15 protein-coding genes are annotated in these 16,769 nt (G+C 66.7%); 10 read left to right on the top strand and 5 right to left on the bottom strand.

Translation table 11 applies throughout. From position 1 onward, the window contains the following. The first annotated feature begins 116 nt into the window (after positions 1 to 116). The 3 genes from QQ25_RS23895 to QQ25_RS23885 all read left to right on the top strand — a co-directional run bounded on the left by QQ25_RS23895 (position 117) and on the right by QQ25_RS23885 (position 3,122). Positions 117 to 1,208 (top strand): CaiB/BaiF CoA transferase family protein, encoded by a 1,092-nt coding sequence (locus tag QQ25_RS23895; protein WP_039381451.1) that lies wholly within the window; start codon positions 117 to 119, stop codon positions 1,206 to 1,208. A gap of 64 nt (positions 1,209 to 1,272) precedes the next feature. Next, entirely contained in the window at positions 1,273 to 2,028 is a 756-nt protein-coding gene (locus tag QQ25_RS23890) for a 3-hydroxyacyl-CoA dehydrogenase (RefSeq protein WP_039323835.1), read from the top strand. An 80-nt stretch (positions 2,029 to 2,108) separates the two neighbouring features. Next, positions 2,109 to 3,122, top strand: a complete 1,014-nt coding sequence (locus QQ25_RS23885; RefSeq protein ID WP_039381449.1) for an NAD(P)H-dependent flavin oxidoreductase — start codon at positions 2,109 to 2,111, stop codon at positions 3,120 to 3,122. An 81-nt stretch (positions 3,123 to 3,203) separates the two neighbouring features. On the opposite strand, the gene QQ25_RS31545 is transcribed toward QQ25_RS23885, so the two are convergent. Then, a complete protein-coding gene (locus QQ25_RS31545) occupies positions 3,204 to 3,335 on the bottom strand; it encodes a hypothetical protein (protein ID WP_003882239.1) in 132 nt (43 codons plus the stop codon). Positions 3,336 to 3,520: 185 nt separating this feature from the next. Further along, on the bottom strand, positions 3,521 to 4,057 hold the full coding sequence (locus QQ25_RS23880) for a DoxX family protein (protein ID WP_039381447.1): 537 nt from the start codon (positions 4,055 to 4,057) through the stop codon (positions 3,521 to 3,523). A 175-nt stretch (positions 4,058 to 4,232) separates the two neighbouring features. Between QQ25_RS23880 and QQ25_RS23875 the strand changes: the two genes are divergently transcribed. From QQ25_RS23875 to QQ25_RS23865, 3 genes are read left to right on the top strand one after another with little or no spacing between them, the layout of a single operon-like run. Then, positions 4,233 to 6,560 (top strand): MMPL family transporter, encoded by a 2,328-nt coding sequence (locus QQ25_RS23875; RefSeq protein ID WP_039381446.1) that lies wholly within the window; start codon positions 4,233 to 4,235, stop codon positions 6,558 to 6,560. A 4-nt stretch (positions 6,561 to 6,564) separates the two neighbouring features. Continuing rightward, positions 6,565 to 7,266 (top strand): TetR/AcrR family transcriptional regulator, encoded by a 702-nt coding sequence (locus QQ25_RS23870; protein WP_039381444.1) that lies wholly within the window; start codon positions 6,565 to 6,567, stop codon positions 7,264 to 7,266. Further along, complete coding sequence (locus tag QQ25_RS23865) at positions 7,263 to 7,898, top strand: class I SAM-dependent methyltransferase (RefSeq protein WP_039381442.1); 636 nt, start codon at positions 7,263 to 7,265, stop codon at positions 7,896 to 7,898. Before QQ25_RS23870 ends, QQ25_RS23865 begins: the two co-directional genes overlap by 4 nt. Here the strand turns inward: QQ25_RS23865 and QQ25_RS23860 are convergent. Then, positions 7,885 to 8,610 carry an NAD-dependent deacylase gene (locus QQ25_RS23860; RefSeq protein WP_039323819.1) on the bottom strand — a complete coding sequence of 242 codons (726 nt, stop codon included), beginning with the start codon at positions 8,608 to 8,610 and terminating at the stop codon, positions 7,885 to 7,887. The genes QQ25_RS23865 and QQ25_RS23860 overlap by 14 nt on opposite strands. 36 nt (positions 8,611 to 8,646) lie before the next feature. Between QQ25_RS23860 and QQ25_RS23855 the strand changes: the two genes are divergently transcribed. Continuing rightward, entirely contained in the window at positions 8,647 to 9,012 is a 366-nt protein-coding gene (locus QQ25_RS23855; RefSeq protein WP_039323816.1) for an Rv1152 family transcriptional regulator, read from the top strand. Positions 9,013 to 9,035: 23 nt separating this feature from the next. Here the strand turns inward: QQ25_RS23855 and QQ25_RS23850 are convergent, their stop codons facing one another. Next, the gene (locus QQ25_RS23850; protein WP_039381440.1) at positions 9,036 to 10,265 is read right to left on the bottom strand and encodes an Rv1453 family transcriptional regulator; all 1,230 of its coding nucleotides are present in this window, start codon (positions 10,263 to 10,265) and stop codon (positions 9,036 to 9,038) included. Between the two features lie 102 nt (positions 10,266 to 10,367). Here QQ25_RS23850 and QQ25_RS23845 point away from each other — a divergent pair, with 102 nt between their 5' ends. After that, the gene (locus QQ25_RS23845) at positions 10,368 to 11,864 is read left to right on the top strand and encodes a flavin-containing monooxygenase (protein ID WP_039381438.1); all 1,497 of its coding nucleotides are present in this window, start codon (positions 10,368 to 10,370) and stop codon (positions 11,862 to 11,864) included. 47 nt (positions 11,865 to 11,911) lie between these two features. Continuing rightward, a complete protein-coding gene (locus QQ25_RS23840) occupies positions 11,912 to 15,067 on the top strand; it encodes a bifunctional cytochrome P450/NADPH--P450 reductase (protein ID WP_039381729.1) in 3,156 nt (1,051 codons plus the stop codon). A gap of 12 nt (positions 15,068 to 15,079) precedes the next feature. Here QQ25_RS23840 and QQ25_RS23835 read toward each other — a convergent pair whose 3' ends face one another. Then, positions 15,080 to 15,913 carry a class I SAM-dependent methyltransferase gene (locus QQ25_RS23835; protein WP_039381435.1) on the bottom strand — a complete coding sequence of 278 codons (834 nt, stop codon included), beginning with the start codon at positions 15,911 to 15,913 and terminating at the stop codon, positions 15,080 to 15,082. 70 nt (positions 15,914 to 15,983) lie between these two features. Here QQ25_RS23835 and otnI point away from each other — a divergent pair, with 70 nt between their 5' ends. Then, entirely contained in the window at positions 15,984 to 16,769 is a 786-nt protein-coding gene (gene otnI, locus QQ25_RS23830; RefSeq protein WP_039381433.1) for a 2-oxo-tetronate isomerase, read from the top strand.

Below are 16,769 nucleotides of genomic sequence, written 5' to 3'. Positions count from 1 at the left end.
AGGGGCCGATGGCCCGGTCCGGGCGGGGCCGGCTATGGCCATACCGGTCGAGAAGGTTATACAAGTAAGCTATGTCACCGGTCAACCAAGGCCTAACACGCGAAGGGCGGAAGAGCATGGCAGGACCACTGCAAGGTTTGCGCGTTGTGGAGTTGGCCGGCATCGGCCCGGGCCCGCACGCGGCGATGATTCTCGGCGATCTCGGTGCCGACGTCGTGCGCATCGAGCGGCCGGGTCGCAGCGGGGGAGTGCCCGCCGGTGATCGGGATTCGATGCTTCGCAACCGCCGCTCGGTGGCGGCAGACCTCAAGAGCGACGAGGGTCGCGAGTTGGTGCTGACACTCATCTCGAAGGCCGACGTGCTGATCGAGGGCTACCGGCCCGGCGTCACCGAACGCCTGGGGTTGGGTCCCGAGGATTGCGCCAAGGTCAACGAGCGTCTGATCTACGCCCGGATGACGGGATGGGGACAGGACGGTCCGCGCGCCCTGCAGGCCGGCCACGACATCAACTACATCTCCCTCAACGGTCTGCTGCACGCGGTCGGCCGCAAGGGCGAGCGGCCAGTGCCGCCGCTGAACCTGGCCGGTGACTTCGGTGGCGGCTCGATGTTCCTGCTCGTGGGCATCCTCTCTGCCCTGTTCGAGCGCCAGACCTCCGGCAAGGGGCAGGTGATCGACGCGGCCATGGTCGACGGCTCCTCCGTGCTGATGCAGATGATGTGGGGTTTCCGCGCCAACGGCCTGTGGTCCGACGAGCGCGGCACCAACATGCTCGACACCGGTGCGCCCTACTACGACACCTACGAGACCGCCGACGGTAAGTACATGGCGATCGGCGCGATCGAGCCGCAGTTCTACGCCGCGCTGCTCAAGGGCCTGGGCCTGGAGGGCGCTGACCTGCCGGCCCAGAACGACATGGCCCGCTGGCCCGAGCTGCGTGAGGCATTCACCGAGGCGTTCGCCGCGCACGACCGCGATCACTGGGCCAAGGTGTTCGCCGGTACGGATGCCTGCGCGACGCCGGTGTTGTCCTTCGCCGAGGTGCTCACCGAACCGCACATCGCCGAGCGCGACACGTTCTTCGACGACGAGGGCAATCTCCAGCCGATGCCCGCGCCCCGGTTCTCCCGCAGCACCCCCGCAGTGCCCACACCACCGCGGGAGCGCGGGGCCGACACCGAATCGGTTCTGCGCGACTGGGTTTAGTTCAACCCCTGTTTGGTTCGACCAAAGGGGCCGGCGCTACGCCGGCCGGAAAGGAATGCGGTAAGTGGAGATCAAAGACGCGGTAGCCGTCGTCACCGGCGGCGCTTCAGGCTTGGGCCTGGCCACCACCAAGCGGCTGCTGGACGCGGGCGCTCAGGTCGTGGTGATCGACCTCAAGGGTGAGGAGGTGGTGGCCGAACTCGGCGATCGGGCCAAGTTCGTCGCCACCGATGTCACCGACGAAGCCGGCGTGACCGAAGCGCTCGACGTCGCGGAATCGCTTGGCCCGGTGCGTATCAACGTCAACTGCGCCGGCATCGGCAACGCGATCAAGACCCTGAGCAAGAATGGTGCGTTCCCGCTCGACGGCTTCCGCAAGGTGGTCGAGGTCAACCTGATCGGCACGTTCAACGTGATCCGGCTGAGCGCCGAGCGCATCGCCAAGACCGAGCCCCTGAAGAACGAAGAGCGTGGCGTCATCATCAACACCGCCTCGGTGGCGGCGTTCGACGGGCAGATCGGCCAGGCCGCGTACTCGGCGTCCAAGGGCGGTGTGGTCGGCATGACCCTGCCGATCGCGCGCGACCTCTCGCGTGAGCTGATCCGGGTGTGCACCATCGCGCCGGGGCTGTTCAAGACGCCGCTGCTGGGCTCCCTGCCCGAGGAGGCGCAGAAGTCGCTGGGGCAGCAGGTGCCGCACCCGGCCCGGCTGGGCGATCCCGACGAGTACGGCGCGCTGGCCGTGCACATCATCGAGAACCCGATGCTCAACGGCGAGGTGATCCGCCTCGACGGCGCGATCCGCATGGCTCCGCGATGAGCGCTTGCGTGAAGAGCCGAGTCAACAGATGAGCGCTTGCGCGAAGAGCCGACAGCTCAGCTAACTAGGAAGGCGAACATATGGCTTTGAAGACGAAGTTCACCGAGACGTTCGGAATCGAACATCCCATCGTGCAGGGTGGCATGCAGTGGGTCGGCCGCGCCGAACTCGTTGCGGCTGTGGCGAATGCCGGTGCGCTGGGTTTCCTCACCGCGCTGACGCAACCGACTCCGGCGGATCTGGCGAATGAGATCGCCAAGACCCGGGATCTCACCGACAAGCCGTTCGGGGTGAACCTGACGATCCTGCCGACGATCAACCCGCCGCCATATGACGAGTACCGCCAGGTGATCGTCGACGCGGGCATCAAGATCGTCGAGACCGCGGGCTCCAACCCGGCGCCGCACCTGCCGATGTTCCACGACAACGGCATCAAGGTGCTGCACAAGTGCACCTCGGTGCGGCACGCGGTCAAGGCGCAGAGCTTGGGTGTGGACGGCATCAGCATCGACGGGTTCGAGTGCGCCGGACATCCGGGGGAGGACGACATCCCGGGCCTGGTCCTGATCCCGGCGGCAGCGGCCAAGATCGAGATCCCGATGATCGCCTCGGGTGGTTTCGCCGATGCGCGTGGTCTGGTGGCCGCCCTGGCCCTTGGTGCCGACGGCATCAACATGGGCTCGCGGTTCATGTGCACCGCGGAATCGGCGATCCATCAGAAGGTCAAGGAAGCGATCGTGGCGGGTACCGAACTCGACACCGAGCTGATCTTCCGCAGCCTGGGCAACACGGCCCGCGTGGCGAGCAACGCGGTCTCACGCGAGGTGGTGCAGATCCTCAAGGACGGCGGCCAGTTCGAGGACGTCAAGGACCTGGTGGCCGGCAAGCGCGGCGTGAAGGTTTATGAGGTCGGCGACCTTGACGCGGGTATCTGGTCGGTCGGGACGTCGATGGGCCTGATCAATGACATTCCGACCTGCGGCGAACTCGTTTCGCGGATGGTGTCGGAGGCCGAGCTGCTGATCAGCGGGCGCCTGCTGAACATGATCGGCGCGGATGAGGCCGAGTCGGAGAAAGAAACAGTCCTCGCCTGAAGCGAGGACTGCGGGCCCCGGTCGGGGCAAAGTTACTGCGAGGTCAGTACGGGAAACGCGCGCCGCGAGGCGCGCGTTTTCTCATACCGCGGTTGGCAGTTCTTGGAAGTCGTCAAACTGCTCGGAGGTTTCCCCCTCGACCAGGACATCGCCATGGTAGAGAGCCTCGAAGTCAACCTTGATGACATCGGCACTGGTGTCGTCGATCCACATGACACTGAGCGTATGGGTCACCATTAAGGAATCTTTGAGTCACGGTTCGGAAAATGGTGGCAATCCTACTTCTGGGTAGGTTTCCGGCGAGTAGCTAGAGCGTCCTGGGGTCCGCGGTCGCCGATTTCTATCGCGGGGTCGCTTGACGACGCCGGTTGCAGCCCAGGTATAGAAGTGGGCGCGGTTCAGCCTTGCGGGCTTGTGAAGTGAATCGGGTTGGTGCCGTTCAGGGCGATCCAGGTCACCACGGCTGCGGCGACGCCGATCATCAGCAGGCCCACCGCGGCCCTGGCCGATACGCGGGAGCGGCCGAACACGCGCTCGTCGACCGAGATGGCGCCGGCCCCCGTGAACAGGAGCGCCGCAGCGGCGAATGCCGCCAGGAACGGCACGTTGAACGGCTGTGACCAGAATGCATCGGCGGATACGTTCACGGCCCAGGCGTCCACCATCGCGCCGATCACCGCACACGCGGCTAGCGGTGTGAGAACGCCGAACAGCAGGCCGATGCCGCCGAGGGTTTCGGCCGCGGTGACCATGAACGCCCCGAACGCGGGAAGCCGCCAACCGCTGGATTCCATGAATTCCACGGAGGTGCCGAAGTCGAAAGCCTTGATCAGACCGGCTTGCAGCATCGCTGCGCCGATTGCGATGCGCAGGATGAGCAACCCGGTATCGGTCATGCCGGTGGTGCGGGGTGCGACGTCGATGGTGTTGGTCATGCCCTATTAGACGCGTGGAAGCGCCCGAATTCATCGCCACGTGGCGTTCGATGAACCGTTCGGTGCCGGTGCCCGTATGTAGAGCGAGCCGCAGGTTGACGCCGGAAACTTACCGTTGTTAACTTAACGGCGGTATTCGACCGTATTCGTCGGTCTTTGTCGGGAAGGACGCAGCGTGCTGCATCGAATCGCCCATCTGGCCATCGCCGCACCGCGACGCGTCCTCGCGGTGGCCGCCCTGGTCATGGTGGCCGCGGGCATCTTCGGCATTCCGGTGGCCAAGAGCCTGTCGGCAGGTGGGTTTCAGGATCCGACGTCGGAATCGGCGCAGGCCACCCGGTTGCTCTCGGACAAGTTCGCCCGCGGTGACATGCAACTGGTGATCAGCGTGACCAGCGCTGCCGGCGCCGACAGTCCTGCGGCCAGGTCCGTGGGCACCGGCATCGCCGCGCAGCTCAAGGCGTCGCCGTATGTGACCGAGGTGAGCTCGACCTGGACCGTGCCCGCACCCGCGGCCGCCACGCTGATCAGCAAGGACGGCAAGACCGGACTCATCCTGGCCGGAATCACCGGAGGCGAGAGCGGCGCGCAGAAACACGCCAAAGAACTCACCGACCAACTGGTGCACGACCGTGACGGCGTGACCGTTCGGGGCGGCGGAGAGGCGATGATCTACGTCCAGATCAACGGCCAGAGCGAAAAAGACCTGCTGATGATGGAGTCCATCGCGATTCCGCTGAGCTTCCTCGTGCTGGTGTGGGTGTTCGGCGGACTCCTGGCAGCCGCATTGCCGCTCGCCGTCGGCGGCTTCGCGATCCTCGGTTCGTTGGCCGTGCTGCGCGGGTTCACGATGGTCACCGACGTCTCGATCTTCGCGCTCAACCTCACGGTCGCCATGGGCCTCGCACTGGCCATCGACTACACCCTGTTGATCGTCAGCCGTTACCGCGACGAACTTGCCGACGGTGTCGATCCCGACCGCGCGTTGGTGCGCACCATGGTCACGGCCGGACGCACGGTGCTGTTCTCGGCGTTGACGGTGGCGCTGTCGATGGTCGCGATGGTCCTGTTCCCGATGTACTTCCTCAAGTCCTTCGCCTACGCGGGCATCGCGGTCGTGGGGCTGGCGGCGTTCGCGGCCATCGTGGTCGCCCCGGCCGCGATCGTGCTGCTGGGTGATCGGCTGGACGCCTACGACGTGCGCCGGTTCATCCGGCGGATCCTCGGGCGGCCCGAACCCGTGGCCGAACCCGTCGAAGCGAGCTTCTGGTACCGGATGACCAAGCGGGTCATGCGTCGATCGGTTCCGGTCGGGCTGGCGGTCATCGCGCTGCTGCTGATGCTGGGGGCACCTTTCCTCGGCATCAAATGGGGCTTCCCCGATGACCGCGTCCTGCCGTCGTCGGCATCGGCACGTCAGGTCGGCGACGAGTTGCGCAACGATTTCGCCGTCGACTCCTCGACCGCCGTCACCGTGGTACTTCCCGACGTGAGGGGGCTGCCGCCCGCCGAGATCGACCGCTACGCAGGCGAATTGTCGCGGGCCGCCGATGGCGCCTCGGTGTCCGCTCCCGGCGGCACCTTCGTCGACGGTCGCCGCGTCGGCCCGCCGACCTCGGGAACCGGAATGGCCGACGGCAGTGCATATCTGACGGTCGGTAGCAGCATGCCGCTGTTCAGCGACGCCTCAGAAGCCCAGCTGGACGCCCTGCACGCGGTGCCCGCGCCGGCCGACGTCCAGTTCACCGGTATCGCGCAGGTCAACCGGGACAGCTCGCAGGCGATCACCTCGCGCTTGCCGATGGTGCTCGGCATCATCGCGGCCATCACCTTCATCCTGTTGTTCCTGCTCACCGGCAGCGTCCTGCTACCGCTGAAGGCGTTGGTGCTCAACGTCTTGTCGCTCTCGGCGGCGTTCGGTGCGTTGGTGTGGATCTTCCAGGACGGCCACCTGGGTGCGCTCGGGACGACATCGACGGGCACATTGGTGGCCAACCTGCCGGTGTTGTTGTTCTGCATCGCATTCGGGCTGTCCATGGACTACGAGGTGTTCCTGGTGTCGCGCATCCGCGAGTACTGGCTGGCTTCCGGGCAGGCGCGGCCCGACGGCACGGAGCCGTCCCCGCGGACTCGCAACGACGAGAGTGTGGCGCTCGGCCTGGCCCGCACCGGCCGCGTGATCACGGCCGCGGCGCTACTGATGTCGATCTCGTTCGCGGCGCTGATCGCGGCGCAAGTGGCGTTCATGCGGATGTTCGGCCTCGGGCTGACCATCGCGGTGCTTGTCGACGCCACGTTGGTGCGAATGTTGTTGGTGCCGGCCTTCATGCACCTGATGGGGCAGTGGAACTGGTGGGCGCCCGCGCCGTTGGCCCGCCTGCACAGGCGAATCGGGTTCAGCGAATCGGGTCCCGCCGAGCTCGACACGGATGGGCGCGGCGACGTTCCGCCGGACGATGGCCGGCGCGAACGGGCCCGCGCGGGTATGACGGACACCGGCTAGCGCCATGATCCAACCCGGTAGACGCCGCCGTGCACCGCGTGGTTCCGGTGAGCTGCTGCGTGATCAGATCCTGGATGCCACAACCGAATTGCTGTTGGAAACCGGTCACGCCAAGGCCGTGTCGATCCGGTCGGTGGCCCAACGGGTCGGGGTCACGCCACCGTCGATCTACCTGCACTTCACCGACAAGGACGCGCTGCTGGATGCGGTGTGCTCCCGGTACTTCGAGAAGCTCGACGAGGAGATGCAGCGGGCCGCGACAGGTCACGCCTCGACCATCGAGGTGCTGCGCGCTCAGGGCCACGCGTACGTGAACTTCGCCCGGCGCACGCCCGAGTTGTACCGGCTCGCGACGATGGGTGAGGGCAGGCCCGGAAGCGATGTCGACACCACACTCAACAGCTCGGCGTTCCAGCACATGCGCGCTGCCATGGCGGCGCTGATCGCCGAGGGTGTGTACCCGTCCGGCGACGCGACCATGTTGGCGCTGGAACTCTGGACCGCGGCGCACGGGGTGGCAGCCATCCTGATCTCCAAACCGTATCTGCCGTGGGGAGATGTCGAGCAGTTCACCGACCGCGTGCTGCGCGCGGTCTGTACCGGCCAGATCGTCTCGGGGATCATCGGGACCGATCTCGAGCCGTCCGAGACCGTCGCCAGGTTGAAGGGATTTGCCAGTGAATACGCCGATGGAGGAGAACCGTGACTGACAGGATCGTCGACAATCCGTTTTTCGCCAGGGTGTGGAAGACGTTGTCGAACTCGGAGCCGAAGGCGCTACGGCGGCTGCGCGCCGAGAACCTCGCCGGGCTCACCGGCCGGGTTCTCGAGATCGGTGCCGGCACCGGGACGAACTTCGCCTTCTATCCGTCGACGGTGACCGAGGTGGTCGCCATCGAACCCGAACGACACCTGGCCGAGGTGGCCCGCAGCGCGGCGGTCACGGCCCCGGTGCCGGTGACGGTGACCAGTGACACCGCCGAGAAGTTCAGCAGCGCCGAACCATTCGACGCGGTGGTCTGCTCGCTGGTGCTGTGCTCCATCGATCAGCCGGACACCGTTCTGTCCCAGCTGTTCTCGTTGGTCCGGCCGGGCGGAGAGCTACGTTATCTGGAGCACGTCGCGGGCAGCGGCTGGCGGGCCGGCATGCAGCGCGTCGCCGATGCCACGGTGTGGCCGCGGTTGTTCGGCAACTGCCACACCCATCGGCACACCGAGCAGACCATCGCGGGCAGCGGATTCCAGGTTGCCGTGGCTCACCGCGAATTGGCGATGCCGGCCTGGGTGCCGCTGCCGGTGACGGAGTTCGCCATCGGCCGCGCCGTCAAACCTGCTTAGAGCCCAGCAGCGTAGGCAACCGCTGCAGCAGATTCGGCAGGGAGCCGGCTGCGGTCTCGCGCAGTGAGATGGTCGCGCTGTCGGACAGCGGGGTGCGCTCCGGATTCACCTCGACCACCACGGTGCCCGCGGCGACGGCGGCTTCGGCCAGACCTGCCGCGGGATACACCACGGAACTGGTGCCCACCACGATCACCACATCGGCGTTGCTCACCGCCTGCACCGACGGTTGCCAGGCGTCGTCGGGCAGCGGTTCGCCGAACCACACGACACTCGGCCGGATCAGGCCGCCGCACGGGCACACCGGGGGTTCGATGGTCTCCACCGGCTCGGGCATCGCCGGAAGGACGCCTTCGAACTTCGAACCACAGGCATCGCAACGGAACTCGAACAAGTTGCCGTGCAGGTGGTAGACGTTGGTGCTGCCGGCGCGCTCGTGAAGGTTGTCGACGTTCTGAGTGATGACGTGTACGTCGGCGAAATCCTGCCAGGCCGCGACAGCCCGATGTCCGTCGTTGGGTTGCACGTGGGCCATCATGTAGTGGCGCCACAGGTACCAGGCCCAGACCTTCTCGGGGTGCCGCTGCCAGCCTTCGACGCTGGAAATTTCATAGGGGTCCACCTGTGCCCACAGTCCCGTCTCGACGTCGCGGAACGTTGGTACACCGCTTTCGGCCGAGATTCCGGCACCGCTGAGGACAGTCACTTGCACATCACCAACGTAGTCGGTTTGGGTGATACTGGGCGTGTGGGTGAGTTGGGGGATTGGGTGTTGGTTGACTCGAGCGCGGACAAGCCGTTGTTCGATCAACTGAGGATCCAGATCATCGATGGAATACGGCAGGGGCGGCTGATGCCGGGCACCCGGCTGCCGACCGTGCGCGAACTGGCTGGCAAGGTCGGGCTCGCGGTGAATACCGTGGCCAGGGCTTATCGGGAGTTGGAGTCGGCAGGGGTCCTGGAGACCCGGGGCCGGTACGGGACATTCGTCGCACGGGCTGATCCGGCCGACGCCGCGATGGCCGCGGCCGCGCATTCGTTCGCCGAGGCGGCCCGTGCACTGGGGATCGGCAAGACCGACGCCATGCGCTATCTGGACACGGCTTTCGACTGATCGGCTGATCCGGTTCGCCGGATTCAGCCGGTCCGATTACCGCGCCAGCGCAGCACATCCAGAGCGACGGCAACCGCGACGCTGTTTTCGGCGAGCGGGCGGGGCAGCAGTTCGTCGGCGCGGGCCAGCCGGCGCAGCAACGTGTTGCGGTGCAGATACAGCTGCGCCGCCGCGCGCGAGGCGTTGCACTGCTCGTTGACGAATACCCGCACCGTTTCCTGTAATTCGGGATCGCCGGTCTCGAACGCGCCGAGGTTGTGGGTGACGAACTCGGCCGCGCGATCAGGTTCGGCGGTGATCAGTGCGACCAGCTCGACGTCGCCGAACCATGCGATCGGTTGCGTGGAGTGCAGCCGGGCCATCATCTGCTGGGTGGTGATCGCGTCGAAATGGCTGCGCCGGAAGCCATCCAGGCCATCGGCGGCCGGTCCGAGCGCGATCCGGACGCCACGTGCCGACGCGGTGGCGCGGGTCAGGGCCGCGGAACCCTCCTCGATGTCGGGGGCGCCGGCTGCCCACACCCATCTGGTCGCACTGCTGGCCAGCACGCTCAACGGCCGCGGGTCACCGCACGTTTGGCCGAATGCCTCGGCGACCCGATCCAGTCCGGACAGATCAGTGTCGGGGTCCTCGCTCCAGATGACCGCCGCGGTGTGGGTGCCGGTCAGCGCATGGCCCAGCCGCGCCTCGGCCCGCTGCCTGGGAATCGGGGCTCCCTCGAGCAGGAGCGCGACGGTCTCGCGCCGCTCGGCGTGGGTGCCGCGGGTCAGGTCGTCCCGTTCCAGGTCGATCTGGGCGGCGATCCCGGCCAGCGTGGCGTCGACGAACGCACTGATGGACTGCGAGCACACGTCGAGCATCTCGTGCAGCTCGGCAGGGTCGGAGGTGAGCTCGAAGGCGATCTCCATGAGGCGACGCCACGCCACGCCCTCGCCGACCCGGTAGGCGTCGAGGGGAAACTGGGTGACACCGCGGCGCACGAGTTCGCGTGCGATGCTCAGCGGCTCCGGACCGGTGTTCGGTGGCACCGGGGCGCCCGGATCGCGCACATTCGCCGTGCCCCAGAAGAACAGGTTGGCGTGGTTGCTTCGAACCACCGCCGCCGCGAGCTCGGGGTCGGACGCGATGGTCGGACTGGCGGCCAGGACGGCGGAGTCGAATTCGTCGAGCCAGTCCGGGCGGGGGTTGAGCACGATCTGCGCGCATTGCCTGATCAGGTCCTGTACCCGTTGTGACGGTGGCTGCCACACCATCGCCCCAGCGTAGAGCGGTGGTGCAAAGTGCACCACTGAATGGGGAATGTTTGGCACTTCCGACCTTGGGGGTGACGGTCGCCTGCCGCGACTATTGGAGGCATGACCCAGACCGAACACGTCGACGTACTCATCATCGGCGCCGGCATCTCCGGCATCGGTGCTGCCTACTACCTCCAGCGCGAACATCCGGGGCGCACCTACGCGATCCTGGAAGCCCGCGGCGCCACCGGTGGCACCTGGGACCTGTTCCGCTACCCGGGAATTCGGTCGGACTCCGACCTGCATACCTTCGGCTACGAGTTCAAGCCGTGGCGCGACGAACACGCCATCGCCTCTGCGGACAAGATCCTCGCCTACCTGCGCGAGACGATTTCGGAGAACGGAATCGACCGCCACATCCGGTTCCACCACAAGGTGCTGAGCGCGGACTGGGACTCGGCTCGGGCCTCCTGGACCGTGGACGTCGAGCGCGCGGACACCGGTGAACTCATCCAGATCTCGGCGAGCTGGCTGTTCTGCGGTGGCGGGTACTACCGCTACGACCAGGGCTACACCCCGCAGTTCGACGGTGCCGACCGGTTCGCCGGACGCATCGTGCACCCCCAACACTGGCCCGAGGATCTCGATTACGCCGGCAAGAAGGTCGTCGTGATCGGCAGCGGTGCCACCGCGGTCACCCTCGTGCCCGCGATGGCGGGCACGGCAGCCCACGTCACCATGCTGCAGCGCTCACCGACCTATGTGATGCCCGTGCCGGCCAAGGACGCCTTTGCCAACACCGCCAAGCGACTGCTCGGCGATGAGCGTGGTTACGCGCTGACCCGGCGCAAGAACATTCTCAAGCAGCGGGCGGTCTACACGTTGTGCCAGAAGTACCCGAAGGCCGCCCGGGCGGTGATCCGGTGGATCAACGCCGCCAAGCTGCCGGACGGCTATCCGGTGGACGAGCACTTCAGCCCCAACTACAACCCGTGGGATCAGCGGCTGTGTGCGGTGCCGGACGGTGACCTGTTCACCGCGCTCGGCGAGGGCGGTGCGTCGGTGGTCACCGACCGCATCGCGACGTTCACCGAGAACGGCATCCTGCTGGAGTCCGGCCGTGAGTTGGACGCCGACATCATCGTCACCGCAACGGGATTGAACATCCAGTTGTTCGGCGGGATGACGCTGTCGATCGACGGCCGGCCGGTGGACCTCGCCGAGACCGTAGCGTACAAGGGCATCATGCTCTCGGGTGTGCCCAACTTCGCCTTCGCCTTCGGCTACACCAACTCGTCATGGACGCTCAAGATCGGACTGCTCTGCGAGCATTTCTGCCGGTTGCTGAAGCACATGGACGACAACGGATTTGACACCGTGCGCCCCGAGTTCACCGGTGGCCAGACCCGGCCGCTGCTCGACTTCGCCGCGGGATACGTGCAGCGTTCGATCGACGAGATTCCCCGCCAGGGCGTCGACGGACCATGGCAGATGACGATGAACTACACGCTCGACGCGCAGACGTTGCGCCACGGTCCCGTGGTCGATCCGAGCCTGAGGTTCGGGCCCCGTCGCCCGGTCGACGAGGCCGACCGGACGCCTCAGCTCGTTCTCTGAGGCTGATTCCCAGGGGCAGCTCATGGTGCGTGGCTAAGCTCGCGGCCATGGAGACGTTCTCACCGGCGCTACCACCGGACATCGCCGACGTCCCCTCGGCCGTCGGCGCGGAACTGCCGCGCGGGCCTGTTCCCGGCCGGCCCTACGCGCTGCCGGCCGACGTGATCGCCGAACAGTACGGGCCCCTGTTCTACGCCGACTTCACCGGCAGCCGACGGCTCTACGCGTGCTCGCTGTCGCTCGTCGACGAACTGTGCGACGAGACACGTTTCAGCAAGGGAATCACGGTCCGGTTGGACCGCTTCCGGACGTTGGTCGGCAACGGGCTGTTCACGTCATATCCCGGCGAGGATGGTTGGCAGCAGGCCCATGACGTCCTGATGCCCGGATTCAGCTTCAGTGGGTTGCGCAGTTACCACCCGGCCATGCTCGACATCAACCGCCAGTTGATCGCGTCGTGGGACGAAACCGCCGGAGCGTTCGGGCCGCGGTTGGTTGATGTCGCGGGGGATCTCGCGAAGCTGGCCATGGACACCGTGGGCCTGGCCGGATTCGGGGCGCGGTTCGACTCGTATCACCACGACGGGCTGGCCGACATCCCGGCCAGCTTCGCAGCGGCGCTCGATCAGATCCTGGCCCCCGGTGGCGGCGACCGCGCGGTCTTCGCCGCCGAGCGTGACAACCTGTTCGCCTTCATCGATGACTTGATCGCCGGCCACCGCGCGGGTGACGCCGAGTTGGACGATCTGCTCGCCCTGATGCTCGAACCGGGCGCCAACGGCGCCCCGCGCCTTGATCACGACAGCGTCCGCAACCAGATCCTGACCTTCCTCATTGCCGGGCAGGACACCACCTCGACTCTGATGCCGACCGCGTTGTACAGCATCGTCAAGGACCCCGCGGTGTTGCACCGGGCCTGCTTTGAGGTGGATCGCCTGTTCGGGACGGACGACGATCATGTGCCCGCGTTCGACGCGATCGGCAAGCTGACCTACATCCGGCAGATCGTCGACGAGACGTTGAGGCTGTCCCCACCGGTCCGGGAATTCGACCGGATGGCGTTGGCGGACACCATCATCGGCGGCCGGTATCCGGTGCGCAAGGGTGAGGTCGTGACAGTGTCGACCTCTGGGCTGCACCGGCAGCCCGAGTGGGGTGACAACGTCGAGTTGTTCGACCCGAACCGGTTCGGCGCCGAGCGGGCCGCCGGGCGTCCGGTCAACTTGTTCAAACCGTTCGGCACCGGCGCCCGGTCCTGTATCGGCCGTCAGTTCGCATTGCACGAGGCGACCATGGCGCTGGCCACCCTGGTGCACCGGTATCGCTTCCTGGATGTCGAGCACTATCAGTTGCGCACTCACAGCGATCTCCTGCGCAAGCCGGTCGGATTCCACCTGCAACTGGTGCGGCGGACACCGCAGGAACGCCGGCACGACGCAGTCCCCACTCCGGAGTCGTCTGCGCCGAGGCCGCGCGCAGTGGCCGCGCCAGGTTCGAAAGTGACTGTGCTGCACGGCTCGAACCTGGGCAATTGCCGGGCGTTGGCACAGCAGCTGGCCGACGAGGCCACCGACCTGGGTTATCAGACCGCCGTGGCCGCTCTTGACACGGCAGCGGGGGCACTGCCCACCGAGGGGGCCCTGGTGGTGATCGCCGCGTCGTACAACGGGCAACCCACCGACGATGCGCGGCGTTTCGTCGAGTGGCTGGACGATCCGGCGACCCAAGCGCAACCGGCCATCCCGTACGCGATACTCGGTGTCGGCGATCGAAACTGGGCCGAGACCTACCAGACCATCCCGAAACGCATTGATCAGCGTCTCTTGGAACTGGTTGGCCCACCGGTGATTCCGCGTGGAGAGGCCGACACGTCGGGAGACTTCGCGGGGACCGTGGAAGACTTCTCCGCAGCCCTGTGGGACGCCCTCGCCCCCGCGGACGGTGCTCAGGTGCCCGCCGATACCACCGGCGGCGAACTGTTGTATGAACTGCGGGCCATCGACGGGCCCGTGACGTCGGCGATCGATACGCGTTTCGAGGTGCGGCCGGCAACCGTGCTCGACAATGTGGCGTTGGTCGACGACCGTGACATGGGAAATGCCAAGCGGCTGATCCGGATTGCGCTTCCCGACGACCTCGGATACCAGACCGGCGATCACCTCACGGTCCTGCCCGACAACAGTCCCGAGGTCGTGGACGAGGTCGCCGAGTTACTGGAGCTGCGGCTCGACCGCCGGATCTCGGTCAACCCGCGGCGCAGCACGCGCCGGGCCATCGCGATCGACCGTGAAGTCAGCGTCCGTGAACTGCTCACCCATTTCATCGAACTCCGTAAGCCCGCCAGTCGAAGTCAGCTGTTGCGGCTGGCGGCGGCCAACCCATGTCCTCCTGAGCGGGCGGCACTGACCGAACTCGCCGAACACCCCGAAGTCCGTGCGCTCAGTGTCACCGAATGCCTGGTCGAGTTCCCTGCCACCGAACTGTCGCGGGCCGAACTGCTGGAGCTGTTCGAGCCGATGGCGCCCCGGCATTACTCCATCGCCTCCTCGGTACGCCAGGTCCCGCGTGAGGCCGAACTGGTGGTCAGCGTGCTCGAGGGGCCAGCACGTTCGGGATATGGCGTCTTCCGTGGGGTGTCATCGAGCTATCTCGCCGATGCGGTGCCGGGACAACGGATTCGGATGCGCGTCGATACCGCGCGCCGGGCGTTCCGTGCCGGCGCTGAGCCGGCGAAGAACGTCATCCTGGTCGGTGCCGGGACCGGGGTCGCCCCGTTCCGGGGGTTCATCGGGGACCGGCTGGCGGCGCAGAACGCGGACGAGCCTTTCGCGTCGGCCTTGTGTTTCTTCGGGGTGCGTCATCCGGATGTCGACTACCTGTTCCGCGACGAATTCGAGGCGGCCGAACGCGCGGGCGTGGTACGGATGCGCCCGGCTTTCTCGCGGCGGCCCGAAGACGAGATCCGGTATGTGCAGGACCGGATCGCCGCCGATGCCGACGAGGTCTGGGCGATGCTGGGCGACCCGGGCATGGACACGCACGTGTACGTGTGCGGCGACGGAGCCCGGATGGCTCCCGCGGTGCGCGGTGCCTTCCGGGATATCTACCGCCGTTATACCGGCGCAGACGAAGACGCCGCCACGGACTGGCTTACGGATCTGGTGAGTTCCGATCGCTATGTCGAGGACGTGTGGGCACAGTAGGTGTCCGGCGTTCTACCCGAACTCCAGCAGGCCCACCAGCGGGCGCACGGGATCGAACATCGGCAGGTGCTGCGTCTGCAGCAGAGCGTTGAAGATCTTGCCGCGTCCGGGCGGCATCGGCAGGTCGCGCACGGTCCGCACTCCGGGAACGGTGTTGACCAGGTCGGCCAGTTGCGCGGGCGTCAGGCTGAACGGCATCGGCGGCACCCGGTAGCGCCTTGAGGTGGGCATCCCCCTGCGAGTGAGGAAGGCGAAGAACGCCGGCGGCAGGTCGAACATCATCTGCCCACCTCCGAAGCGTCGCGCGCAGGCGCGAATCAGCTCCATGGCCTCCTCGGGCTGCAGGTACATCAGCAGGCCCTCGGCGGTGATGAACACACCGTCGCCTGCGTCGACATGGTCCATCCAGCTGAGGTCGAGTGCCGACTGGGGGCACTGGGCGACGCGGTCCGGCTTCGGCAGCAGCTTGTTGCGGAGCTCGATCATCGGCTCCAGATCGACTGACAACCAGCGGAACTGATGCCCCAGCCCGGCAGCGTCGAGCCGGTAGAAGCTGGTCTGCAATCCCTCCGCGAGCGCCACCACCGTGGCCCTCGGATGGGCGCGCAGATAGTTGCCGGTCATCCGGTCGAACAGCAGCGCTCGCAAAGCCATGTCCTGACGGCGGGTGTAGCCGAACTTGGCGAAGTCGAAATCGATCGAGTCGACCAGTTGCACCGCCATCGGATCATCGATCAGGCCGTCCGGGCGTCGAGCTTCATGTGCGCGCACCTGAAGCGTCATCAGTGCGGTCTCCGAAACACCGGTGAGGACGCTGCCGCTCACCTTCTCTGAGCTACCCGTCATGGCGCGAATGTACCTGCGTTCGGCAAAGATGGCGTCAATCGCTGATCAGCTCAGGTGTAAGGAGTCTGCCGTGCCCCGCTTCGCGGCCAACCTCTCGATGATGTACGTCGAGCACGCGTTCCCTGACCGGTTCGCCGCCGCCGCGGCCGACGGGTTCACGGCGGTGGAGTACCTCTTCCCGTATGACCACCGGGCCCGGCCGTTGCGCGGCCTGCTCGATGCCAACGGACTGCGGCAGGTGCTGTTCAACGCGCCACCGGGAGATTTCGAAGCCGGGGAGCGCGGCACCGCCTCGCTTCCCGGGCGTGAGGCCGAGTTCCGGGACGGGTTCCGGCGCGCACTCGACTATGCCGACGCCCTCGGGTGCCCACGGGTGCACGTGATGGCCGGTGTCGTCCCGGCCGGTGCGCGCCGCGAAGACCGCCTGACGCTGTACCGGGACAACCTCAGGTGGGCTGCCGAGCAGGCCGAGAGCCGGGGCGTCGATGTGATGATCGAACCCATCAACCAGCGGGACATGCCCGGCTACCTGCTGAGCCTGCAAGACGAGGCACACCGGATCGTGGACGAGGTCGGGGCGCCGAATCTCAAGGTGCAGCTGGACCTCTATCACTGCCAGATCACCGAGGGTGACGTAACGGTCCGGCTCAGATCGGACATTCCGACCGGCCGGGTCGGTCACCTGCAGATCGCCGGCGTTCCCGATCGGCACGAGCCCGACAGCGGTGAGCTGGCCATCGACCACTTGCTGGCCGTCATCGACGAAACGGGCTTCGAGGGCTGGGTGGGCTGTGAGTACCGCCCAGCCGCGGGCACCAGTGCGGGATTGGGATGGCTGCGAAGGGCACGCTTGTGA

The sequence above is a fragment of the Mycolicibacterium setense genome, from assembly GCF_000805385.1.
GTDB lineage: Bacteria > Actinomycetota > Actinomycetes > Mycobacteriales > Mycobacteriaceae > Mycobacterium > Mycobacterium setense.
The sequence above is the reverse complement of the archived record's forward strand: the minus strand, read 5'-3'. Positions and strand labels throughout refer to the sequence as shown.